This is a genomic window from Eikenella sp., assembly GCF_057315495.1.
In genome coordinates, this window is sequence record NZ_DBHKXY010000063.1 from 14,464 (window position 1) to 35,243 (window position 20,780).

Genomic DNA, 20,780 nt, shown 5'->3' on the forward strand with positions numbered 1-20,780 from the left:
CTTCCTTTTCTTTACTTCGCCAAAGAAAGGAAGCAAAGAAAGGCGACTGCGGGCACAGGTTTGGCTTTGCCAAACTTCCCTCACTGCACACGGTTTTTCGGACAGGCTCGCAACTTGCGGCTTCGCCGCTTCGGGCATGCAAGCCCTTATTCCCCGAAAAACCGCACTCCGTTCGGCTGTGCCAGCAGAGCAGGACGCAGCCCAACCGTTTGTGCCAAATATTCTGTGCTTGGATATGTAGGAAGTTTAATATTAGCTTCGTAGTGAAACATGAAGATTCTCAAAGACAGCCTCATCTACCTTGTCGGCGAAATGTTGGCCAAGGCCATGCCTTTCCTGCTGCTGCCTTATCTCACGCGCAAGCTGGGCACGGCGGGGTTTGGCGAGCTGTCGTATTATCAGGCGGCGTTTTCGCTGCTGCTTATCGGCTTTGGCATGAGCCAGGATGGCGCGGTTACGCGGTATTACTATGTGTATGGCCAGCGCAACCTGCACAGCGTGGTGTATGCCGGCGCGCTGTATACCGCCTTTGCCGCGCTCATCGGCCTATTGGCAGCATGGCAGCTGCATTCGCTGGCGCTGGCGGCGGTGGTGTGTGCGGCAGCGGCACAAACGGTGCTGGCCACGCAATTGAGCCTGCGCCAATGCCGCAAACAGGCCTTGTCCTATACGGCCATTCAGTTTGGCAGCAGCCTGTTTACCACCGTATTCACGGTGTGGCTGTTGGAAATGAGTGCGGATTATCCGGTGGAGCGGCGTTTCTTGGCGCTGTTTGTCGGCAATGCGCTGGTGTCGCTGGCGGCCTATCTGCTTTATCGGCGAAGTGGCGGGCAGCGGCTGGGTTTCAACCGGCGGCGGGTGCGGCAGGCTTTGCGCTATATTTTCGCGCTCGGCCTGCCTTTGGTGATTCATCATGCGGGCAATTATGTGAAAGGGCAGTTCGACCGCGTGGTGATTTATCAGGGCTATTCCGCTGCCACGCTGGGCGTGTATTCGGCGGGCTACCAAACCGCCAGCGTGCTGGGCGTGCTGTTGATGGCGCTAAACAAAGCCACCGTGCCGTATTACTACCAAGCCTTGCGCAGCGGCAAAATCACGGCGGCCACGGTGCGCCGCTGGGCACTGCTCTCGCTCTTGGCTGCGCCGTTGCCGGCATTGGTGGCCTGGCTGATGCCGGAGCGGCTGTTTCTGTGGCTGCTCGGAGCGCAGTATGCGGGGGTGCATTACTATATCTGCCTGTTTCTGCTTGGTTTCGGTTTAACCGTGCCCTATTATTTGCAGGTGAATTATTTGTTTTACCACGCGCAAAACCAGCGCATCGCGCTCACTTCGCTGCTCTCGGCGGGCGGCTATCTGCTGGTGTTGCTTCTCACCGCGCGGGTGGGCATCCAATGGGTGCCGCTGGCGATGATTGCCGGCAACGCGCTGATTTTCCCGATATTGTTCCGGCAGGTGAAACCGTATGGCTGATTTGGCGAATTTAATTATCTGCCTCACGCCCCTGCAGGCCTTGATGGCGCAGCGGCTGATGGCGCAGCGCGCAGAGCCGTTCGATTTGCTGATGCTGTGCTACGAAGATGCGGATAATGCTAAGTTTCGGCATTATTTTCAGGTAGCCTCTGCGGGCAGCCGCCATGCCGAATATGCCCTGATTCCGCAAAGCAAATGGCGGCGCGAGCTGGGTTTGCCCCGCCTGCTGCGCGGGCTGGATAAAGAATACGCCACCGCCTTTGCCGCCAGCATCGATAATCCGAACGTGCAATATGTGCTGAACCGCATCCGCTTTGCCGCACTGGAAACCTTCGACGACGGCACGGGTAACCTGATTCCCGGCAGTGTGCTCTACCGCAATAGCAGCAACCGCCAGCGGCAGCTGATGAACCGCCTGCGCGGCATCCGCCTGCAAACCGAAGGCCTGCGCCGCCTCTCGCGTCGGCACCACACGCTCTATCCCGGCCAGCCCAATATTGCCGCGCCCACCGTGCCGCTGGATTTGTGGGCGGCAGCCGGGCAAGGGCTACCTGAAAGCGGGCAGGGTGGGCTTCGCCAAAGCGAAGGCAGAGAGGTGCTGAGAAGCGAAAATGGGGCAGTGGATGAGTGTGGCTTAAACGAAAGGCTACCTGAAAAAAATATGGCCAGCATGGCTGCCACAAATCCCGTGCCCACCCGCACCCGCTGCATCCTGCTCGGCCAGCCATTACTGCCTAATGTGGCAGATAACGCCGCGCTGGCCGAAAGCCTGCTGCGCCGTTTTGAGATTGGCGAATATTTCCCGCACCCGCGCGAAACCTACCGCGTATCGGGCGCCGAATACATTGCCAGCCCGCTGATTTTTGAAGACTATCTATTGGAAAGCCTGCGCCGCGAGCCTGATACCCGCTTCGAGGTGTACCACCTCGTCAGCACCGCCGCGCTGAATGTGTACGCCTTCCCGCGTACTACCGTGTATGCCGTGCGCCCCGCAGAAGCCGCCTTTCACACGCCCGGCGTGGCGCGGATTTATGAAGTGATGGCGCAGTTGGGCATTCCGATTATCGATATTGAGTGAGTTTCACGATAACTGTTTAGCGTTATGAGCAGCGCCTTTTTAATTTTGTGCCACCGCCCGCCGCTGTATTGGCTGCGGCTGGCCGAGCGCCACCCCGAAATCCGCCTGCTGCTGCACTACGATGCCAAGGCGGATATCGGCGCGTTGCTGCCCCTGCCGCCGAATGCGCGCCTGATTCCGCAGCGCGTCAACATCTGCTGGGCGGGCTTCAGCATGGTGGAAGCCACGCTGCATCTGATGCGTGCCGCGCTGGCCGATGCAGACATCCGCTTTGTGCACCTGGTGAGTGGCAACTGCGTGTTGCTGCAATCTCCTGCGCAAATCGAACGCGAATTTGCCGAACTACCAAGCGGCAGCCTGCTGCTGGAATGCCGCGCCGCGCCGCGCCTGCGCTACCGCGTGCGGTTCAACACGCCGCACGCCGACACCGCTTGGCAGCGCCGCCTGCCCGGCAAATTGCTCACCAAAGCGTTTCAGGCGGCTGATAAAATCCTGCCCGCCGCGCAAACGGCCTATGCCGGCAGCCAATGGTTTTCTGCCGACCGTGCTGCCTTGGCAGCCCTGCTGAACGCGGCCGATGAGCAGGCATGCGCCTTCTTTCGCAAGAAGCTTTGCCCGGACGAGCATTTCTTCCAATATTTGGTGAAAAGGTTACCTGAAACGGCAGGCATCAAGCTGTGGGCAAACAACCATCGCCACATCCGTTTCGCTCCGGGCAGCAACCATCCCGATACGCTGGCTTTGGCTGAACTGCAAGCCTTGCGCCACAGCCCAAACTGGCTGGCACGCAAAGTGGACGACGATACCGCGCTGCGCTTTTTAGACGAGACAGAAGGAGCAGCTGCATGACGGTGCCAGCGCAAAACCAACTTTCAGGTAGCCTTTTTGTGGAAAGCACGCCGCCGTTTTCCGTGTTGATGTCGCTGTATGCGCGCGAACAGCCGGAATATCTGCGCCAATGTTTGGCCAGCTTGGCCGCACAAACCCTGCCGCCGAACGAAATTGTGCTGGTGTATGACGGCGGGCTACCTGAAAGCTTGGAAACCGTGGTAACAAGCTTTTCAGCTAGTTTGCCGCTGAAGATTGTGCGGCTGCCGCAAAACGTGGGGCTGGGGCGGGCGCTGAATGCCGGCTTAGAGGCCTGTGCGCACGAATGGGTATGCCGCATGGATACCGACGACATCTGCCACCCCGAGCGTTTCGAGCGGCAGCTGGCTTTTGTGGCATCGCAGCCGCAGATTGGTGTGTGCGGCAGCCAGATTGACGAGTTTGAACATACGCCGGCCGATGCTGCGCACAGCCGCCGCGTGCCCTGCTCGCACGAGGAAATTGCCCGCTTTGCCAAAAGCCGCAATCCCATCAACCACATGACGGTGTGCTACCGCAAATCAGCAGTGCTCGTGGCGGGCAATTATCAGCACGCACCGCTGTATGAGGATTATGATTTGTGGGTGCGTATGCTGCTGCAAGGCTGCCGTTTCGCCAACCTGCCCGAAGTGCTGGTGTATGCGCGCGCAGGCGACGAAATGTACCGGCGGCGCGGCGGCTGGGCGTATGCGAAAAACGAGCTGGCCATGCAGTGGCGGTTCTACCGCGCGAGCTTTTTGAGCGTGGCGCAGTGGGCAAAAAACGTGCTGCTACGATTGCCGGTGCGGCTGTTGCCGAACGGGGCGAGGCAGTGGGTGTATCGGGTGTTGTTGCGGAAATAATTTCAGGTAGCCTGTGGGATTGACCCAGCTGCCACACGAGAAATAACGGAAATAATGAAAACGATAAAAATGATTCTGCGCTTTGTCGCCGCGGCCTTGGTGATTCTGATTACGCCGGCATGGTGGTTTTGGCCGCCGCGCGAGTGGACTCATCCCACGGCCACCAATCTTTCCAGCTACAGCCTGCTCTTGGCCGGCCTGCTGCTCTCCTACGCTTTGAGCCGCAACCTGACGCGTTTTCCCGGCGAGCGTTCCAAACTATCGGTGATTCCGGTATCGGCCATCGGGCTGGGGCTGCCGCTGGTGTTTGCTGCCATGCTGCGCCTGCCGTATTCGGTATATTACCTGGCCGCCGGGTTTGCGCTCACGGTGCTGTATCTGTTTGCCGAAACCTGGTTGGAAAAGCGGCACATCCGCCATCTGTACTATATCGACGTGGAAGGTATGCGCGATTTGCCGCAGCTATCCAATATCCGTTGGCACGAGCTAGTCGAACCGAGGCTACCTGAAACCGCCCGTGTGAACACGGTAGTGACCAATTTGCATGCGCCCGATTTGGGGGCGGATTGGCAGCGTTTCCTAGCCGATTGCACCTTGCGCGGCATCGCGGTTTACAACATCCGCCAGGTGGAAGAATCACTCACCGGCCGCGTGAAAATCCGACATATGTATGAAAACGATTTGGGCTCGCTGCTGCCCAGCCCGGCCTATATGGCGATTAAGCAGGCGCTGGAAGCCTTGATGGTGGTGGCCAGCCTGCCGCTCACCCTGCCGCTGATGCTGGCTACCGCGCTGGCCATCCGGCTGGAAAGCCCGGGGCCGGTGCTGTTTGTGCAAAACCGCGTGGGCCGCGGCGGGCGCGAGTTTAAAATTTATAAATTCCGCAGCATGGTGTGCGATTCGGAAAAACACGGCGCGCAACTGGCGCAGGAAGGCGACGCGCGCGTTACCCGCACTGGCCGCTTCATCCGCAAAACCCGGCTGGACGAGCTGCCGCAGTTTTGGAACATCATCAAAGGCGACATGGCACTCATCGGCCCGCGCCCCGAACAGAAAGCCTTTGTGCAGCAGTTTGAGCAAAGCATCCCGTTCTACGGCTACCGCCACATCGTGCGCCCCGGCCTTTCCGGCTGGGCGCAGGTGATGCAGGGCTACGCGGGCAACACAGACGAAACCCAAGTGAAAATCGAGCACGATTTCTACTACATCAAGCACTTCTCCTTCGCGCTGGACGTGCTGATTCTGTTTAAAACCCTGAAAACAATCATTACCGGTTTCGGCGCGAGATAGGGTTTGGTTTTCTGCGAGAACCTCATTTGATTTATATTGAGGCTTACCCTTTCAGGTAGCCTTACCTACGTCGCCGGCCAAACAATAAAGGCTACCTGAAATTTCAGGTAGCCTTTCCAATAGGGCAGGGTATTTTATTGATACTGGCAATGCCGACGCCATTCCTGCCGCTGCTGCGGCGTGAGGATTTGCAGCAGGGCGTGTTGGGCGCGCAGGTTTTCCACTTCGCGCTGCATCTGCGGGGTGTATTTTTCGTTCACATAATGCCGTGCCATGTTTTCATCGAACACCGGGCCGGAGAGCACCAAGTTGGAAGCCTGCGTGGTGTATTGGCGCAGGTTGCGCGATTGTGCCACGAGGTTGTCCATCCGTTGGCGGTATTCGGCGCGCACTTGGCGCAGCTGCTCTTGTTGGCTGCTGCTGAGCGCAAGCTGGCGCATATCACAGTTGGGGCTGTCGGCCAAAGCAAGGCTGCCGGCAGTGAGCAGGACGGTGGAAAACACAATCCGGCAAAGGGTTTGGCGGCGGGGGAGGGGAGTCATGGGATTAACTCTTTAGATTCAGTGTCGAACCAAGTAAATTTATTGCCGCCAGTATACGAATGACGGCGTGAAACACGGTATAATCTTGGTAAACCTGTGTAAACAACAATGTAGTGGAAATCACTACGTTTTTGGCACGATGTGCGATGAATTATAATCCCATTTATAGAAGAAAGCACCAACATGACCCACTACCGTATCGCTCCGAGCATTTTATCTGCTGATTTCGCCCGTTTGGGCGAAGAAGTGCAGCGCGTGATTGCCGCCGGGGCCGACTGGATCCATTTTGATGTGATGGACAACCACTATGTGCCCAACCTCACTTTCGGGCCGATGGTGTGCGCTGCGCTCAAGCCCTATGCCACCGTGCCGCTGGATGTGCATTTGATGGTGGAGCCGGTGGACGAAATGATTCAGGCCTTTGCCAAGGCCGGGGCGGATATCATCACCTTCCACCCCGAAGCCAGCCGCCATATCGACCGCAGCTTAAGTCTGATTCGCGACAGCGGCTGCCGCGCCGGGCTGGTGCTCAACCCCGCCACGCCGGTGTATGTGTTGGAACACGTTTTAGACAAGCTCGATGTGGTGCTGCTGATGTCGGTTAATCCCGGCTTTGGCGGGCAGAAATTTATTCCGCACACGCTGGAGAAAATCGAACAGGTGCGCTCGCTCACCGACCTCTACGCTGCCGAAAGCGGCCGCCGTATCTTGATTGAGGTGGACGGCGGCATCAAGGCCGACAATATTGCCGAAGTTGCCGCCGCTGGCGCCGACACCTTCGTGGCCGGCTCCGCCATTTTCAATCAGCCCGACTACGCAGCGGTGATTGCCGAAATGCGGCGGCAGTTGGAAAAGGCCGGTAGTTGATACGGTAAAAGGCTACCTGAAACTTTTACAGATATAGCGGAAGCGCTTCATTTCTTCCTGCTGCGTGAGCCGCCTTGGCATACTTGGTATGGCTTGCGTCTGGCAGCTGGGCAGGGGAAATTGAGTGCTTCCGCCCAAGCTTTTTCAGGTAGCCCGTGTTGCAGGCTACCTGAAAAACCAAACCGCAGTTTTCAGGTAGCCTCATGCTGCAGCCCGTTTGAAACATTGATACAATTCCCCGCTTATTCTTAATTTCGCAGAAAGCCTGCCATGAAAGCCTCCCAGTTCTTTATTTCCACCCTCAAAGAAGCCCCTGCCGAAGCCGCGCTGGCCAGCCACAAGCTCATGCTGCGCGCCGGGCTGATTAAGGCCAACGCCTCCGGTCTTTATACCTGGATGCCCATGGGCTTGCGCGTGTTGCGCAAAGTGGAGGCCGTGGTGCGCGAAGAGATGAACCGTGCTGGTGCTATCGAGCTTTTGATGCCTGTCATCCAACCCGCCGACTTGTGGAAAGAATCCGGCCGTTGGGATTTCTACGGCGACGAGCTGCTGCGCATCACCGACCGCCACGACAACACCTTCTGCTTCAGCCCCACCTGCGAAGAGCTGATCACCGATATCGTGCGCAAAGAAATCACCAGCTACAAACAGCTGCCGAAAAATTTCTACCACATCCAAACCAAATTCCGCGACGAACGCCGCCCCCGCTTCGGCGTGATGCGCGCGCGCGAGTTTGTGATGAAAGATGCCTATTCCTTCCACGCCGATTACGAATCCCTGGTGCGCGACGGCTACCAGCCCATGTATAACGCCTACTGCCGCGTGTTCGACCGCCTAGGCCTCGACTACCGCCCCGTGGCCGCCGACACCGGCAGCATCGGCGGCACCGGTTCGCACGAATTCCAAGTGTTGGCCGAAAGCGGCGAAGACGTCATCGCCTACAGCAGCGAATCCGATTTCGCCGCCAATATCGAGCTCGCCCCCACTCTGCGTCAAAGCGGCGAACGCGCCCCTGCGCAAGCCGCGCTTGCCAAAGTGCACACCCCGGGCGTGAAAACCATTTCCGCGTTGGTAGAATTTTTGCAAATGCCGATTGAACGCACCCTCAAATCCATCGTGGTGGAAGGCGAAGAAGAGGGCGAACTCGTGTTGCTGCTGTTGCGCGGCGACCACGAATTCAACGACATCAAAGCCGAAAAACTGCCCGGCGTGAAAAGCCCGCTGGCCATGGCTTCGCCCGAAGCCATTAAAGAAAAATTCGGCGCAAACGGCGGCTCGCTCGGCCCGGTGGGCTTCAAAGGCAAAGTGTATGCCGACTTCGCCGTGGAAAAACTGGCCGATACCGTGATCGGCGCCAATGAAGACGACCACCACTACACCGGCTTCAACTTCGGCCGCGACTGCCCCGAGCCCGAATTTGCCGACATCCGCAATGTGATCGCCGGCGACCCCAGCCCCGATGGCAAAGGCTACCTGAAACTCGCACGTGGCATCGAAGTCGGCCACGTGTTCCAGCTGCGCGACAAATATTCCGCCGCGCTGAACGCCTCGTTCTTAGACAACAACGGCAAATCGCAAATCATGGAAATGGGCTGCTACGGCATCGGCATCACCCGCATCGTGGCCGCCGCCATCGAGCAGAACAACGACGAGCGCGGCATCATCTGGACCAACGCCATGGCGCCGTTCCAAGCCGTGATCGTGCCGATGAACTACAAAAAATCCGAAGCCGTGCGCGAGGCCGCCGATAAAATCTACGCCGAACTCACCGCCGCCGGAGTGGACGTGCTGCTCGACGACCGCGACGAACGCGCCGGCGTGCTGCTGGCCGACAGCGAACTGTTGGGCATCCCGCACCGCATCGCCATCGGCGACCGCGGCCTGAAGGAAGGCAAAGTGGAATACACCGAACGGCGCAGCGGCGAAACCGAACTGGTGGCGGTGGGCGAGATTGCCGCCAAGCTGAAAGGTTTGCTGGCTTAAAGGCTTATGCGAGGGAAGGCTACCTGAAAATATGTTCAGGTAGCCTTTTATGTTGCCGCAGGCAGGCTTCGCTATCATCCACCTTTGGCGCATCAAACCTGCATTCATTTTAAGCCTGAGCAAGACGTGCCAAAGGTTGCCTGAAAGCGAAGCGTCAACGCAGATAAAGCGTTGGACCGGCTTTCAGGTAGCCTTTATGCCTCTGAGTTCTATCGATCCGCACAAACCGTTATTTAGCCACCGGCGCGCTTTCCGCTACAATGCCGCTTTCCCCACAACACAGCATAAAGGAACCCAATCATGGCACGTCTTCCCGTCCACACCGTAGAAACCGCTCCCGAAGCCGCCAAGCCGCGCGTGGAAGCCGCGCTCAAGGCCAACGGCTTTATCCCCAACCTCATCGGCGTGTTGGCCAATGCGCCAGAAGCCCTGGCGTTTTATCAGGAAGTGGGCAAGCTCAATGCCGCCAACAGCCTCACTCCGGGCGAGGTGGAAGTGGTGCAGATTATTGCCGCCAAAACCAACGAGTGCGGTTTCTGCGTGGCCGGCCACACCAAAATCGCCACGCTGAAAAAACTGCTCTCCGAAAAAGCCGTTCAAGCTTCGCGCAATTTGAACCCCGCCGAATTCGACGACGCCAAACTGGCCGCTCTGGCAGCCTTCACCCAAGCCGTGATGGCGAAAAAAGGCGCGGTGTCCGATGCCGAGCTGCAAGCCTTTCTAGACGCGGGCTACAACAAGCAGCAATCGGTGGAAGTGGTGATGGGCGTGGCGCTGGCCACCCTGTGCAACTACACCAACAACCTGGCGCAAACCGATATCAACCCTGAATTGCGCGATTACGCTTAAACACACGCAGCTTGCTGCGGTAAGCGGAGACCAAGGCTACCTGAAATTTCAGGTAGCTTTTGTCTTGCTTGTTTTATAGTCAGCCAAAACTAGTGATATTGGTATAACTATCTGTTTGATAATCTGAAATATATTATTTAAGCAATAAACTTGCTATTTGTTATTTTATATAGCATAAAATGCTATAGATATAGAAAACATTCATCAGCCGAGACTGTATGCCCGCCGATTCGGGCAGGAAAACTGCGTAATACCGTAGCAGTGCAGTTTAGGCGGCGGTTTGGATGTTTGTTTTTGTTAAAATCACGCCATTCTGAATCGTTTTGGATTATTGCAGTTTTATGAAATCCCCTGCTTCCTGGTCGTCTAAAATCGGCTTTATTTTGTCTGCCGCCGGCTCTGCCATCGGCTTGGGCGCAATCTGGAAATTTCCCTACACCGCCGGCACTAACGGCGGTGCGGTGTTTGTGCTGATGTTTTTGATTTTCACCGTATTGGTGGCCTTGCCGGTGCAGCTGGCCGAGTTTTATATCGGCCGCAAGAGCGGCAAAAACGCGGTGGATGCGTTTAAAACGCTCGCACCGAACAGCCTGTGGCCGTGGATCGGGCGCATGGGAGTGTTTGCCTGCTTTATTTTGCTGTCGTTCTACAGCGTGGTGGGCGGCTGGGTGTTGAATTATGTGGTGCACGCGTTTGACGGCAGCATCCATCCGAATGCAGATTTCGGCGCGCTGTTCGGCAGCACGATTTCCAGCCCGGCCGGCTCAATCGCCTATCAGGGGCTGTTTATGCTGATGACGGTGTGGGTGGTGAAAAGCGGCATCGCGGCAGGCATTGAGCGGGCGAATAAATACATGATGCCCGCGCTGTTTGTGTTGCTGCTATTGCTGGCGGTGCGCTCGCTCACGCTGGATGGCGCGACGGCGGGCATCTCCTTCCTACTCAAGCCCGATTGGTCGCACTTCACGCCGCAAACCATGCTCACCGCGCTGGGGCAGGCCTTTTTCGCGCTGAGCTTAGGCGTGTCCACCATGATTACTTATGCCGCTTATTTGGACAAGAAACAGGATTTGTTCCGCTCCGGAAACAGTATTATGTGGATGAATTTGCTGGTGTCTTTGTTGGCCGGTTTGGTGATTTTCCCCGCTGTGTTCGCCTTCAACTTTGAGCCGGGTCAGGGGCCGGGGCTGATTTTCGTGGTGCTGCCCGCCGTGTTTATGAAGCTGCCGTTGGGTCAAATTCTGTTTGCTGTGTTTATGCTGCTGGTGGTGTTTGCCACGCTCACTTCCGCCTTCTCTATGCTGGAAACCGTGATTGCCGCCGCCATCCGCGAAGATGAAAGTAAACGCAGCAAAACCACTTGGCTGATCGGTACGGCAATTTTTATTGTCGGCATTCCCTCCGCGCTCTCGTTTGGTGTGCTCTCCGAATGGAAGCTGTTTGGCAAAACGCTGTTCGACTTGTGGGACTACATGATTACCGCGCTGATTATGCCGATCAGCTCGCTCTTGGTGGCGGTGTTTGTGGGTTGGATACGGCAGAAGAGCGATGTATTCGAGCACATGCGCGAAGGCAGCAGCGTGCCGCAGGCTGTGATTGCGCTGTGGCTCAATGCGCTGCGCTTCCTCGCGCCGGTGGCGATTTTGCTGGTGTTTGCCAATACGTTGGGTTGGATTTAACTCAGGCTACCTGAAAAGAATAAATAAGCCGGCAAACTGTATCAAAGAACGGTTTGCCGGCTTATTTATGAGAACTGGTTTATCAGTTACCCATGGCTGCAACATGAGGCTACCTGAAAGCGTGGGCTTCAACGCAGTTAAAACGCTGCATAGCGAAAGTTTCAGGTAGCCTTTGCTGGCGATATCAGTAGTTATCCAACTCAATCGAAGCGGCCAAAAGCGAGAGCCGAGCCATCACGCCGTACACATACAGGCGGTTGCCGGCGCAGTCGCAGGTTTGGCTGCGGTCGGGCTGGCCGAGGGTTTGCCATTGTTCAAACACGCGCTTGCTGCCGGCAAGAAATTCCGGGTCGTCGCCGCTGCTGTCGGTTTGCGGTACATTGCTGCTCAATGGCACGAAGCGCATGCCGCTGGCGTTGAGGTTTTCGTCGGTACCGCGCCCTTCGTGCACGCGGAAGAAACCGCCCACCACGAAGCGGTCGATCATATACACCACCGGCTCGGCCACGGCGCCGTTGAGGGTTTCGTAGGTGTAGATGCCTTCCTGAACAATCACTTCGGTTACGGCCAGGCCTTCTTTCACGGTGGCCATTTTGTTGCGGTTTTTGCGGTTGAGCGCGCGCACTTCGTCGGCGGATTTCACGCTCATCACGCCCATTCCGTAGGTGCCGGCGTCGGCTTTGACGATGACGAAGGGTTTGTCGGTGATGCCTTTTTCGTCGTACTTGGCCTGGATTTTAGCCAGCACGCGTTCCACGGCGGCGGCCAGGGCGTCTTCGCCTTCGCGTTCGTGGAAGTTGAGGCCGGACACTTTCTCGAAATAGGGGTTAATCTGCCATTGGTCGATGCCGATGAGCTCGGCAAATTCGGCGGCCACTTGATTGTAGGCAGCAAAGTGGGCGGTTTTGCGGCGCGTGGTCCAGCCGCCGTGCAGGGGCGGCAGCACGGTGTGGCGGATGCCTTGCAGGATTTCGGGCACGCCGCCGGAGAGGTCGTTGTTCAACAACACGAGGCAGGGCAAGAAGCCGTCAGCCAGATGCACGCGCTCGCGGGTGCGCAGCAGGGGCTCGAGCAAAATGGTGTGCCCCAGCGCGGTTTTGAATTCGGACGGCTCGGTGATTTCGGGGTTCAGGCTGCCCAGGCGCACGGCAAAGCCGGCCTGTTGCAGGATATTGCTCAGGGCATACACGTTTTCCAAGTAAAACGTATTGCGCGTGTGGTTTTCCGGCACAATCAGCACGGATTTGGCCGTTTCGCAGTAGCGTTCCACCGCGTCGGTGGCGGCAGCGGCGGCCAGCGGGCTGAATTGGGTGTTTAGGTTGTTGAAGCCGCCGGGGAAGAGGTTCATGTCGATGCTGGCCATTTTGTAGCCGCTGTTGCGGATATCGACCGAGCCGTAAAACGGCGGCTTGTGCCGTTTCCACTGGCTGCGGAACCAGGCCTCGATTTCGGCTTGCTTTTGCAGGATGAGTGTTTCAAAATCCAGCAGATATTGCGCGTATTGCGGGGAAATAACCGGAATACCCATGCTGAGCTCCTTTCAAAAAAGTGTGTGCAGATGGCGGGCATTATACTCCAAGCCCGTGCCGCTACAGCGAATTTCCCTACATACCATCAGGCTATCCCGTTTTATTCTATGCTCGACAACATCCTTCCTTTCGCCCACCGCCTGCTCGCCCAAGCCACGCCCGAAGGCGGCATTGCGGTGGACGCTACCGCCGGTAACGGCCACGACACGCTGTTTTTGGCGCAATGCGTGGGCAGCGGCGGGCGTGTGTATGCCTTCGATATCCAGCCGCAGGCTTTGGCTGCCACGCAGGCGCGTTTGCAGACAGCCGGAGAAGAAAAGCAAGTGCGCCTGATTGCCGAGAGCCATGCCGATTTGACGCAATATGTAAACGAACCCGTGCACAGCATCGTGTTCAACTGCGGCTACCTGCCCGGCGGCAACAAAGCGCTCACCACCGAAACTGGCAGCACCCTTTCCGCTTTGGCGCAAGCCGTGCACATCCTGCGCCCCGGCGGGCTGCTGGCTGTGGTGCTTTATCCCGGCCACGAGGCGGGCGCGCTCGAAGCTCAGGCTGTGTCCGAATGGGCGGCTACCCTGCCGCAACAACAGTTTGCCGTGCTGCACTACGGCTTTATCAACCGCCGCAACCGTCCGCCTTATTTGATGGCGATTGAAAAGCATAACGCCTCTGCCAACCCAAAGGCTACCTGAAACCGATGGCTAAAAAACACAAACCCAGCATCTCCGCCTTCCCGCCCGCCCTGTTTCCCTACATCCGACAGGCCAGCGACGATACCTTGCACCGCATCAGCCGCTTCGACTACGGCATGGAAGCCGAACGCCATGTCGCTGCGCTCAAGCAAATCGTGCATGAACAAAACGGCTACGTAAGCGCCGATTTTGGGCAAACCTTCTACCCGGGCGACGTGATCGAACTGGCGGCCTTCGATGCGCAAGATGCTTTCGGCTACACCGTCTGCCACCTCATCATGATTCAGAGCGAGCTGGCCGAAACCTGCCGTTTCAACCTTTCGCCCTATTGGCAACGCTACCGCAGCGGCGAACGCGACGCCCTGCCGCCCACCATGCAGGCGCAGCTCGATGCTGCCTACCGTCTGGCCGATGAACGCGGCTGTATCGACCACGATTGGTAATGCTACCTGAAAGCCATTGTGGCTTAAAATAAGAATGGGGTAAGGCGAGCTGATGCGGTTTAAATTCACCGTATCCCACGAACGGGCTATTGGCGTCCGCGCAACTTTCAGGTAGCCTGCCGCCCCATCACACACTCAATCAAACACATTCGGAGCACCCATGTACCTTATCGTGAAACACAGCCATCTGGTATTCGTTGTGATTACCGTGGTTCTGTTCAACCTGCGCTTTTGGATGCGAACCATCCTGCCGAGCCGCCCCGTGCCCAAAGTGCTGCGCTTTGTGCCGCACATCAACGACACCCTGCTGCTCTTCACCGGCATGATGCTGATGACCATCACCCGCTACGTGCCTTTCGGCAATGCCGATTGGCTGGGCGTGAAACTGATTTTGGTGGTGCTGTATGTGCTGGTGGGCATGTTTTGCCTGAAAAGCCCGCCACGCTCGGCCAAATGGTGGATCGGCTATGCCCTATCGATCGGCTGCCTCTGCACCATTTATTGGCTGGCCACGTATAAGCCGATGTTTTAACATCGGCTGTTTGCTGATTGAAAAGGCTACCTGAAAACGTAGCGCAGCGAAGTTTCTGCGTAGCTAAAATTTCAGGTAGCCTTTATTGCAGGAAAGCTTGCACGGTGTGTAGGGTGCGTGCCACAGGCACGCATGCCGTTGTCCGTTACTCCAAAGCCATGTGCGTGCGTACCGTGCACACCCTGCACCCATAAATGAGTAGGCTACCTGAAATTCATTTTTCAGGTAGCCTGTTAATAAAGCAGGGCGTAGGTTGGGTTGATCAACCCACATTCCACAATTTAATTTGTTGGGTTACGCCTGCGGCTAACCCAGGCTACATCAGAATTTGAAGGTCTTGTGCGGGGCTACGGCTTACTTTGTCTGTGCGCCTTTGAATGTGCAGGCTGCTTTTGAGTTGTTTTGTGGCTTTGAAAAGCAGCCTGCACTTTTTCAGGTAGCCCGAAGGGGGGCGTGGGCAGCAATTGACCACACAGCGTCGGGATTGGAGGTTTCATGCGGGCTACGGCTTGCTTTACTGGTAACTACCGTACCGCCCACGGCAAATGTGCCTTGTTGTTCAATGGTTAAGGGGGCGGGAAAAGCAGTAGTCGCAGCGGTTAAGGCGGCAAGTGCGGTGAGTTTTTGGGAAATTTTCATTGTTTCAGCTCCTGGTTTGTTTGTGAAAGTTGTCGGGTGTGGCGTTCAAAATACACCGTTGCCATGGCAATCGCAGCGGTCATCAATGCCGTTGTGGTTAAGATAACAAGGGGCTGCGGCGGTAAAACGGCGGTCAGCCCTGCGCCGATAACGAATAAGGTCGTCTGAAAAATCCAAAGCCGTTGCGGGCGGTGGTGTTCGTGCTTATTGTGCGGCGTGTTGGAGGCAACCCCGAGATAAAACACGCCCAAACCGAGCCACAGCATTCGGGCGGACTCAGCGGTAGCGGTGCTGTTTTGGTGCTGGTGCAGCCACGCCAGTGCCACCGTTGCCAAAGCGATGCCGATCAGTACGGCATAATGGCTGTACGAGAGCAATGCGCCCGAGTTTTGCGCTTTGTGTTCGTCGATAAAATAGGAAAACTGCATCACATAAACCGTAAACATCGCAAACAGAATCACAATCACGGGCAGTGCGCCGATTTCAAACTTCGCCGCATGGAAATAAGGGGCGATGTCGATCACGGTTTCGCCGAAAAAAATAATCACCAGCCCGTTTAGGCGTTCGAGTAGATGCGGAAAATTCACCGCAGGTTGCTTGTGGCTGACAAAGGCGGGCAAAATCCAACCCAAGCCGAAACCGCCCAGCGCAACCCACTGCCCGATATTGGCGGGAAATAACAGCGAACCGAGCACCGTCGCCGCCGTCAATCCGCGCAACCCCGCCACCAGCTTGATTCTGCGGCGTTGTTCGGGGGAAGCGTGACGAGCAAGCTGCAACAGATATTGCAGGCAGACACTGCCGACCAGTAGCCCCAGCGCAAGATTAAACGGCACAAAATTCGCCAGCCAGTCGCTGCCCACCGCATTGGACAAAAACAGCAGCAAAAACATATCGACAAACAAAAACAGCCGATCCCGCCAAGAGTTGTCGCCGAAGCGGTTGATGTAAATGCTCTGGTATAACCAAACGGTAAATATAATCACCAGCGAAATCAGAAACGTGGCGTAATCGGCTTCGTCGACGTGGTGCACCAGCTCGGTGGTGCGGGACAAGGCATACACAAACACCAAATCATAAAACAGCTCGGGCAGCCCGACTTTTTTCTCTCCAACAGGCATAAGCCCTCCGGTTGTGATGAATAACTTGATGAAGAATAACAGTTTTATCGATATCCATTTCGTTCAGTTTTTGATTGATGGCGTGTAATTCTTCGGCACTCAAACGAATTTGCATGGCGCCGAGATTTTCCGCCAAGCGGTGTTTTTTGGTTGTCCCCGGAATCGGTACGATGAAATCTCGTTGCGCCAATTCCCACGTCAACACGATTTGCGCGGCGGTGGCGGATTTGGCGGCGGCAAGCTCGTGCAGCAAGTCCAACACAGGCTGGTTTTTCGTCATCACATCCGCCGAAAAACGCTTCATCGTGCGGCGGAAATCGCCGTCGGCGTACTCGATACTTGCATTGAAACGCCCGCTCAAAAAGCCGTTACCCAAAGGGCTGTATGCCACAAAGCCGATGTGTCGTTCGGCGCAAAAATCAAGGATCTGTACTAGATTAGCTCTAAATTCCACACCAATCCCGCAGGATTTTAAGCTGCCGGGACGGTGTGCCGAAGTTAAACCGAAATTCGCATTCTTTCAAGAACAGCGGGAAAGATTTGCGATCGATTCCGTTGTATTTGCGCAAGACGCGTTTTGCCTGATTCCAAAAATTCTCAATACCGTCCGGCATGATTTTCTTTTTGATGACAGGCAATAAGGTTTCGGACTTGGCATTATCCGCCACAACGGTATAGACCCGTCCGTTGCGTTTCAGAATGCCGAAGACAACCACTTTTCCTGCCGCACCGCGACCACGTCTGCCTTTACGCCGTCCGCCGAAATAGCTTTCGTCCAACTCGACAGAGCCCTCAAAAACCTCATCGGCAGCCAAGGCCAAATGATGGCTGATGACCATACGGATTTTGCGGTAGAACAGAATGGCGGAGTTGGGCTGAATGCCCAAAATATCGGCAGCGGAACGGGCGGTAACTTGGAGCACAAAAAATTCAAGTAGTTTCTTTTGAACTCTCTTGCTTAATTTACAATTGGTTATCTGCATTTTCGTAGCCTGGCATAACTGCTAATCTACGTCAGCCCTTTGATTTTCAGGTAGCCTCTGCATAGGCAGAGGCTACCTGAAAACCTAAGTGGGCATAAATGCCCGCCGTGCAGCTTTCAGGTAGCCTTTAGGCTTTCGGCAATGTCATCAAGGCAACAAGGAAAACAAAACGCTTGCGGAGCATGATTCCGCAAGCGTTTTGTTATTGGCAGGCTTGGCTTGTTGGGCTACCTGAAAATATTGATTGGCAACCGACGGTTACAGCTTGTGGCACAGATCGCCGAGGGCGAAGCCTGGCCAGTTGGGATCGATATTGCGGCCGAAGGCGATAACTTTGAAGAGTTCGCCCATTTCTTGCGGGGCGAGGAGGGTTTGGCAGGCGGTGGCGGCGCGGATGTAGGCTTGGCTTTCCGGTTCGCCTTGGGCAGCAAGCAGGTCGGTGAGGCCGAGGTTGAGCAGAAAGGCGGCCTGGGTGGTGTAGCCGATGAGGTCGAGCCCGGCTTGGCAGGCGGCTTCGGCGATGGCGGTGAAATTTACATGACAGGTAAGGTCGGTGAGGCCGATGTGCTCGAAGGCATTGTGTACGGCGTGGTGGCGGTAGTGGCCGATGAGGGTGCCGCCGCTGCGCTGGGGATGGTAATACTGGGCGACATCGAAGCCGTAGTCGATAAAGAGCAGGGCGCCGCGTGTGAGGCTCTGGGCGAGGGTGCGGATGAAGGCTTGCTGGCGCAGGTGCAGTTCGCTGGTGTAGCCATCGATGGTGGGCAGTAGCTTTTGGGCAGCAGGCAGCAGCTCGGCCGGCAGGGGGGCGCTTTGCCATTGGAATTGTTGGTTTGCATCCAGCCCCACGCCCATCAGCTGCCATTGGCCGCTTTGATAACGCACGATGTCGCAGGGCATGGCGTCGAGCACTTCGTTGCCGATGACGATGCCGTCGAATTCGGCGGGCAGCTCGGTGAGCCACGTGATTTGGTGCTGGTGTTGGGGCAGGGCGGCGGCAAGGTGGCGGCGTTGGCGTTCGGCTAAATCGGGGGAAACTTCGATGATGTAGTAGTGCCGGAGGCTACCTGAAAGTTTGCCGATCAGCTGGGCGGCCAGCTCGCCGGTGCCTGCACCGAATTCGTAGATATTGCCGGCGGTTTGCGGCAGCAGGGATTGAAGCTGGATGGCGAGGGTTTGCCCGAACAGCGGGGTGAGCGCGGGGGCGGTGATGAAGTCGCCGGCAGCGCCGATTTTGTGCGCGCCGCCGGTGTAGTAACCATATTGCGGTTGGTAGAGCGCAAGTTGCATGAAGTCGGCAAAGGGCAGGAAGCCGTGGTTGGCCTGAATGCGTTGTTGTATCAGGCCACACAGTGCCTGTGAGGCAGCAAGGGCTTCGGGGCCGGGGGCGGGCAGAGTAGGGCGGTTCATAGAGCAATTATGCGAATAATCTGGAAAACGTGCGCAATTATAAAGGCTTGCTGCTAGGAGGCAAAATCGGGGCTGCGCGGAAAACGGCAAGCGTGATGATTGAGACTAACTATCTTATGTAAAAACAGTTTGTTAATCGTAGATTTTTACTGTGTTTGCAATTGACCGATGCCGCTGCTTTGCCGTATAGTGTCGCTTCGTGGGGAATTGTGGGGCAAAGTGCCTTTCAGTTCCAAAAATCAACCGAAGGTGGGAAAAAGTGTTTGGCGGCGTACATGAATTGAGCATCGACAGCAAGGGGCGCTTGGCGATTCCGGCCAAGTTCCGCGACTTGCTCGCGCGCCACTACACGCCGTCTTTGGTGGTTACCGTGGAGGCTCGTACGCATCTGGTGATGTATCCGGAAGCGGAATGGCAGAAAACGTCGGAAAATTTGCAGGCGATGAATGTGTCGGGCAATCCGGCGGCCAGAATGTTCCGCGATTTGATGCTGAATCACGCCGAAACGCTGGATTTGGATGCTTCGGGCAGGATTTTGCTGCCGCCGAGCCTGCGCCGCCGCGTGCAGTTTGATAAAGAAGTAACACTGGTGGGGCGTGCCGACCGGCTGGAGCTGTGGAACCGCGAACGTTGGGAAGCCAATATGAACGCGGTGCTGGATATGGATCCGGACGAATTGGCCGAACAGCTCGACAAAGCCGGGTTCCGCCTATGAGCGCGCAGGAATTGGCACACGTTACCGTGCTGCTGCACGAGGCGGTGGACGCTTTGGCAGTGAAGCCGGACGGCGTGTATGTGGACGGCACTTTCGGCCGCGGCGGGCATTCCCGCCTGATTCTGTCGAAGCTGGGCGCAAATGGCCGGCTGGTGGTGTTTGATAAAGACCCGCAGGCCATTGCTGTGGCGCGGCAGTTGGCGGAAACAGACAAGCGCGTACAAGTGGTGCACGGTGGGTTTTCCAGCTTTCAGGTAGCCTTAAAAGAATTGGGTATTGAAGCGGTAGACGGTGCGTTGTTTGATTTGGGCGTGTCTTCGCCGCAGATCGACGATGCCGAACGCGGCTTCAGCTTCCGCTACGATGCGCCGCTGGATATGCGGATGGATACCACGCGCGGCCAAACCGCCGCGCAATGGCTGGCCGAGGCCGGCGAAGAAGAGATTCGCGAGGTAATCAGAGATTATGGTGAAGAGCGGTTTAACAGCCAGATTGCGCGCGCCATTGTGCAGCAGCGGCAAGAGCGCCCCATCCTTACAACCGGCCAGCTGGCGCAGTTGGCGGCACAAGCCGTCCGTACTCGCGAACGCGGCCAAGATCCGGCGACACGGACGTTTCAAGCCATTCGGATTTTCATCAACCGTGAGCTTGAAGAAATAAGCGCGGTGTTGCCGCAGGCCGCAGGCTACCTGAAAACCGGCGGGCGTTTGGCAGTGATTGCCTTCCATTCGTTGGAAGACCGGATAGTGAAACAGTTTATCCGCCGCCACAGCCGCCCGGCACCGCTGCCCAAGTGGGTGATGGTGCGCGAAAGCGAACGCCCCGAACCGCCCTTGCGGGAAATCGGTAAGGCACAGCGGGCTTCGGCAGCAGAAACCGCAGCCAATCCGCGTGCACGCTCCGCTGTGTTGCGCGTGGCCGAGCGGACGGCGGGAGAGTTTGCAGATGAATAAGCTGAATATTATGCTGTTTGTGTTGGTGGTGCTCTCTGCATTGGGCGTGGTGTCGGTGCAGGACAGCTCGCGCGAATCGTTTATTGTGCTGGAAAAAGAGCACCAGCGGCAGGCAGATTTGGAAGAGGAATACCGCCGCCTACAATGGCAGCAGGCCAAGTTGGCCAACCATAGTTTCATCAAAGAGGCGGCTCAGCAGCAACAGTTGCAGCCGCCCACCATGCAGAACACCAAAATCGTGCGTTTGCAATATTAACTAGGCGAATGAAGCTAATAAAAGTAGTTGAATAATATTA

Annotated in this window: 22 protein-coding genes; 15 read left to right on the plus strand and 7 right to left on the minus strand. The window is 56.7% G+C overall.

The window, feature by feature from the left end; genetic code table 11:
* The first annotated feature begins 270 nt into the window (after window positions 1-270).
* The 5 genes from ACO6EE_RS10305 to ACO6EE_RS10325 are packed head-to-tail and all read left to right on the plus strand — an operon-like array spanning window position 271 to window position 5,547.
* On the plus strand, window positions 271-1,470 hold the full coding sequence (locus tag ACO6EE_RS10305; RefSeq protein ID WP_485960920.1) for an oligosaccharide flippase family protein: 1,200 nt from the start codon (window positions 271-273) through the stop codon (window positions 1,468-1,470).
* Window positions 1,463-2,548 carry a glycosyltransferase family 52 gene (locus ACO6EE_RS10310; protein WP_485960921.1) on the plus strand — a complete coding sequence of 362 codons (1,086 nt, stop codon included), beginning with the start codon at window positions 1,463-1,465 and terminating at the stop codon, window positions 2,546-2,548. Before ACO6EE_RS10305 ends, ACO6EE_RS10310 begins: the two co-directional genes overlap by 8 nt.
* A 24-nt stretch (window positions 2,549-2,572) precedes the next feature.
* On the plus strand, window positions 2,573-3,397 hold the full coding sequence (locus ACO6EE_RS10315; protein ID WP_485960922.1) for a beta-1,6-N-acetylglucosaminyltransferase: 825 nt from the start codon (window positions 2,573-2,575) through the stop codon (window positions 3,395-3,397).
* Entirely contained in the window at window positions 3,394-4,257 is an 864-nt protein-coding gene (locus ACO6EE_RS10320; protein ID WP_485960923.1) for a glycosyltransferase family 2 protein, read from the plus strand. Before ACO6EE_RS10315 ends, ACO6EE_RS10320 begins: the two co-directional genes overlap by 4 nt.
* A gap of 54 nt (window positions 4,258-4,311) precedes the next feature.
* Window positions 4,312-5,547 carry a sugar transferase gene (locus tag ACO6EE_RS10325; RefSeq protein WP_485960924.1) on the plus strand — a complete coding sequence of 412 codons (1,236 nt, stop codon included), beginning with the start codon at window positions 4,312-4,314 and terminating at the stop codon, window positions 5,545-5,547.
* Between the two features lie 134 nt (window positions 5,548-5,681).
* Here ACO6EE_RS10325 and ACO6EE_RS10330 read toward each other — a convergent pair whose 3' ends face one another.
* A complete protein-coding gene (locus tag ACO6EE_RS10330; protein ID WP_003822497.1) occupies window positions 5,682-6,089 on the minus strand; it encodes a Spy/CpxP family protein refolding chaperone in 408 nt (135 codons plus the stop codon).
* A 183-nt stretch (window positions 6,090-6,272) separates the two neighbouring features.
* On the opposite strand from ACO6EE_RS10330, the gene rpe reads away from it, so the two are divergent.
* From rpe to ACO6EE_RS10350, 4 genes are all read left to right on the plus strand, one after another.
* Complete coding sequence (rpe, locus tag ACO6EE_RS10335) at window positions 6,273-6,956, plus strand: ribulose-phosphate 3-epimerase (protein ID WP_485960925.1); 684 nt, start codon at window positions 6,273-6,275, stop codon at window positions 6,954-6,956.
* A 270-nt stretch (window positions 6,957-7,226) separates the two neighbouring features.
* Window positions 7,227-8,939 carry a proline--tRNA ligase gene (locus ACO6EE_RS10340; protein WP_485960926.1) on the plus strand — a complete coding sequence of 571 codons (1,713 nt, stop codon included), beginning with the start codon at window positions 7,227-7,229 and terminating at the stop codon, window positions 8,937-8,939.
* A gap of 300 nt (window positions 8,940-9,239) precedes the next feature.
* Entirely contained in the window at window positions 9,240-9,788 is a 549-nt protein-coding gene (locus ACO6EE_RS10345; protein ID WP_070630723.1) for a carboxymuconolactone decarboxylase family protein, read from the plus strand.
* A 341-nt stretch (window positions 9,789-10,129) separates the two neighbouring features.
* On the plus strand, window positions 10,130-11,467 hold the full coding sequence (locus tag ACO6EE_RS10350) for a sodium-dependent transporter (protein ID WP_485960927.1): 1,338 nt from the start codon (window positions 10,130-10,132) through the stop codon (window positions 11,465-11,467).
* 184 nt (window positions 11,468-11,651) lie between these two features.
* Here the strand turns inward: ACO6EE_RS10350 and gshA are convergent, their stop codons facing one another.
* Window positions 11,652-12,995 (minus strand): glutamate--cysteine ligase, encoded by a 1,344-nt coding sequence (gene gshA / locus ACO6EE_RS10355; RefSeq protein ID WP_485960928.1) that lies wholly within the window; start codon window positions 12,993-12,995, stop codon window positions 11,652-11,654.
* Window positions 12,996-13,103: 108 nt separating this feature from the next.
* Between gshA and mnmM the strand changes: the two genes are divergently transcribed.
* The 3 genes from mnmM to ACO6EE_RS10370 all read left to right on the plus strand — a co-directional run bounded on the left by mnmM (window position 13,104) and on the right by ACO6EE_RS10370 (window position 14,663).
* Window positions 13,104-13,688: a tRNA 5-(aminomethyl)-2-thiouridylate-methyltransferase MnmM gene (mnmM, locus tag ACO6EE_RS10360; protein WP_485960953.1), complete on the plus strand. Its 585-nt coding sequence runs from the start codon at window positions 13,104-13,106 to the stop codon at window positions 13,686-13,688.
* A gap of 5 nt (window positions 13,689-13,693) precedes the next feature.
* Window positions 13,694-14,131, plus strand: a complete 438-nt coding sequence (locus ACO6EE_RS10365; protein WP_485960929.1) for a hypothetical protein — start codon at window positions 13,694-13,696, stop codon at window positions 14,129-14,131.
* A gap of 160 nt (window positions 14,132-14,291) precedes the next feature.
* Window positions 14,292-14,663 (plus strand): SirB2 family protein, encoded by a 372-nt coding sequence (locus ACO6EE_RS10370; protein WP_023887054.1) that lies wholly within the window; start codon window positions 14,292-14,294, stop codon window positions 14,661-14,663.
* Window positions 14,664-15,095: 432 nt separating this feature from the next.
* On the opposite strand, the gene ACO6EE_RS10375 is transcribed toward ACO6EE_RS10370, so the two are convergent.
* From ACO6EE_RS10375 to ACO6EE_RS10395, 5 genes are all read right to left on the minus strand, one after another.
* Complete coding sequence (locus tag ACO6EE_RS10375; protein WP_485960930.1) at window positions 15,096-15,302, minus strand: hypothetical protein; 207 nt, start codon at window positions 15,300-15,302, stop codon at window positions 15,096-15,098.
* Entirely contained in the window at window positions 15,299-16,423 is a 1,125-nt protein-coding gene (locus ACO6EE_RS10380) for a low temperature requirement protein A (RefSeq protein ID WP_485960931.1), read from the minus strand. Before ACO6EE_RS10380 ends, ACO6EE_RS10375 begins: the two co-directional genes overlap by 4 nt.
* Window positions 16,377-16,877 (minus strand): aldo/keto reductase, encoded by a 501-nt coding sequence (locus ACO6EE_RS10385; RefSeq protein WP_485960932.1) that lies wholly within the window; start codon window positions 16,875-16,877, stop codon window positions 16,377-16,379. Before ACO6EE_RS10385 ends, ACO6EE_RS10380 begins: the two co-directional genes overlap by 47 nt.
* Window positions 16,867-17,406, minus strand: coding sequence for a transposase (locus ACO6EE_RS10390; protein WP_485960933.1), 540 nt, complete (start codon window positions 17,404-17,406; stop codon window positions 16,867-16,869). The genes ACO6EE_RS10385 and ACO6EE_RS10390 overlap by 11 nt, the downstream gene beginning before the upstream one ends.
* Before the next feature lie 258 nt (window positions 17,407-17,664).
* On the minus strand, window positions 17,665-18,816 hold the full coding sequence (locus tag ACO6EE_RS10395) for a class I SAM-dependent methyltransferase (protein WP_485960934.1): 1,152 nt from the start codon (window positions 18,814-18,816) through the stop codon (window positions 17,665-17,667).
* Between the two features lie 259 nt (window positions 18,817-19,075).
* On the opposite strand from ACO6EE_RS10395, the gene mraZ reads away from it, so the two are divergent.
* From mraZ to ftsL, 3 genes are read left to right on the plus strand one after another with little or no spacing between them, the layout of a single operon-like run.
* Complete coding sequence (mraZ, locus tag ACO6EE_RS10400; protein ID WP_485960935.1) at window positions 19,076-19,531, plus strand: division/cell wall cluster transcriptional repressor MraZ; 456 nt, start codon at window positions 19,076-19,078, stop codon at window positions 19,529-19,531.
* On the plus strand, window positions 19,528-20,484 hold the full coding sequence (rsmH, locus tag ACO6EE_RS10405; protein ID WP_485960936.1) for a 16S rRNA (cytosine(1402)-N(4))-methyltransferase RsmH: 957 nt from the start codon (window positions 19,528-19,530) through the stop codon (window positions 20,482-20,484). Before mraZ ends, rsmH begins: the two co-directional genes overlap by 4 nt.
* Window positions 20,477-20,740, plus strand: a complete 264-nt coding sequence (gene ftsL, locus ACO6EE_RS10410) for a cell division protein FtsL (RefSeq protein WP_023887048.1) — start codon at window positions 20,477-20,479, stop codon at window positions 20,738-20,740. Before rsmH ends, ftsL begins: the two co-directional genes overlap by 8 nt.
* Window positions 20,741-20,780 lie beyond the last annotated feature (40 nt).

What these genes read in the sequence shown, in the direction of transcription:
- ACO6EE_RS10320 (WP_485960923.1), top strand. Translation starts at nt 3,394, where the DNA reads ATGACGGTGCCAGCGCAAAACCAACTTTCAGGTAGCCTTTTTGTGGAA.
- ACO6EE_RS10305 (WP_485960920.1), top strand. Translation starts at nt 271, where the DNA reads ATGAAGATTCTCAAAGACAGCCTCATCTACCTTGTCGGCGAAATGTTG.
- ACO6EE_RS10340 (WP_485960926.1), top strand. Translation starts at nt 7,227, where the DNA reads ATGAAAGCCTCCCAGTTCTTTATTTCCACCCTCAAAGAAGCCCCTGCC.
- gshA (WP_485960928.1), bottom strand. Translation starts at nt 12,995, where the DNA reads ATGGGTATTCCGGTTATTTCCCCGCAATACGCGCAATATCTGCTGGAT.
- ACO6EE_RS10395 (WP_485960934.1), bottom strand. Translation starts at nt 18,816, where the DNA reads ATGAACCGCCCTACTCTGCCCGCCCCCGGCCCCGAAGCCCTTGCTGCC.
- ACO6EE_RS10310 (WP_485960921.1), top strand. Translation starts at nt 1,463, where the DNA reads ATGGCTGATTTGGCGAATTTAATTATCTGCCTCACGCCCCTGCAGGCC.
- ACO6EE_RS10315 (WP_485960922.1), top strand. Translation starts at nt 2,573, where the DNA reads ATGAGCAGCGCCTTTTTAATTTTGTGCCACCGCCCGCCGCTGTATTGG.
- mnmM (WP_485960953.1), top strand. Translation starts at nt 13,104, where the DNA reads ATGCTCGACAACATCCTTCCTTTCGCCCACCGCCTGCTCGCCCAAGCC.
- ACO6EE_RS10380 (WP_485960931.1), bottom strand. Translation starts at nt 16,423, where the DNA reads ATGCCTGTTGGAGAGAAAAAAGTCGGGCTGCCCGAGCTGTTTTATGAT.
- ACO6EE_RS10350 (WP_485960927.1), top strand. Translation starts at nt 10,130, where the DNA reads ATGAAATCCCCTGCTTCCTGGTCGTCTAAAATCGGCTTTATTTTGTCT.
- ACO6EE_RS10330 (WP_003822497.1), bottom strand. Translation starts at nt 6,089, where the DNA reads ATGACTCCCCTCCCCCGCCGCCAAACCCTTTGCCGGATTGTGTTTTCC.
- ftsL (WP_023887048.1), top strand. Translation starts at nt 20,477, where the DNA reads ATGAATAAGCTGAATATTATGCTGTTTGTGTTGGTGGTGCTCTCTGCA.
- ACO6EE_RS10325 (WP_485960924.1), top strand. Translation starts at nt 4,312, where the DNA reads ATGAAAACGATAAAAATGATTCTGCGCTTTGTCGCCGCGGCCTTGGTG.
- rsmH (WP_485960936.1), top strand. Translation starts at nt 19,528, where the DNA reads ATGAGCGCGCAGGAATTGGCACACGTTACCGTGCTGCTGCACGAGGCG.
- ACO6EE_RS10370 (WP_023887054.1), top strand. Translation starts at nt 14,292, where the DNA reads ATGTACCTTATCGTGAAACACAGCCATCTGGTATTCGTTGTGATTACC.
- ACO6EE_RS10365 (WP_485960929.1), top strand. Translation starts at nt 13,694, where the DNA reads ATGGCTAAAAAACACAAACCCAGCATCTCCGCCTTCCCGCCCGCCCTG.
- ACO6EE_RS10345 (WP_070630723.1), top strand. Translation starts at nt 9,240, where the DNA reads ATGGCACGTCTTCCCGTCCACACCGTAGAAACCGCTCCCGAAGCCGCC.
- rpe (WP_485960925.1), top strand. Translation starts at nt 6,273, where the DNA reads ATGACCCACTACCGTATCGCTCCGAGCATTTTATCTGCTGATTTCGCC.
- ACO6EE_RS10390 (WP_485960933.1), bottom strand. Translation starts at nt 17,406, where the DNA reads ATGCAGATAACCAATTGTAAATTAAGCAAGAGAGTTCAAAAGAAACTA.
- ACO6EE_RS10375 (WP_485960930.1), bottom strand. Translation starts at nt 15,302, where the DNA reads ATGAAAATTTCCCAAAAACTCACCGCACTTGCCGCCTTAACCGCTGCG.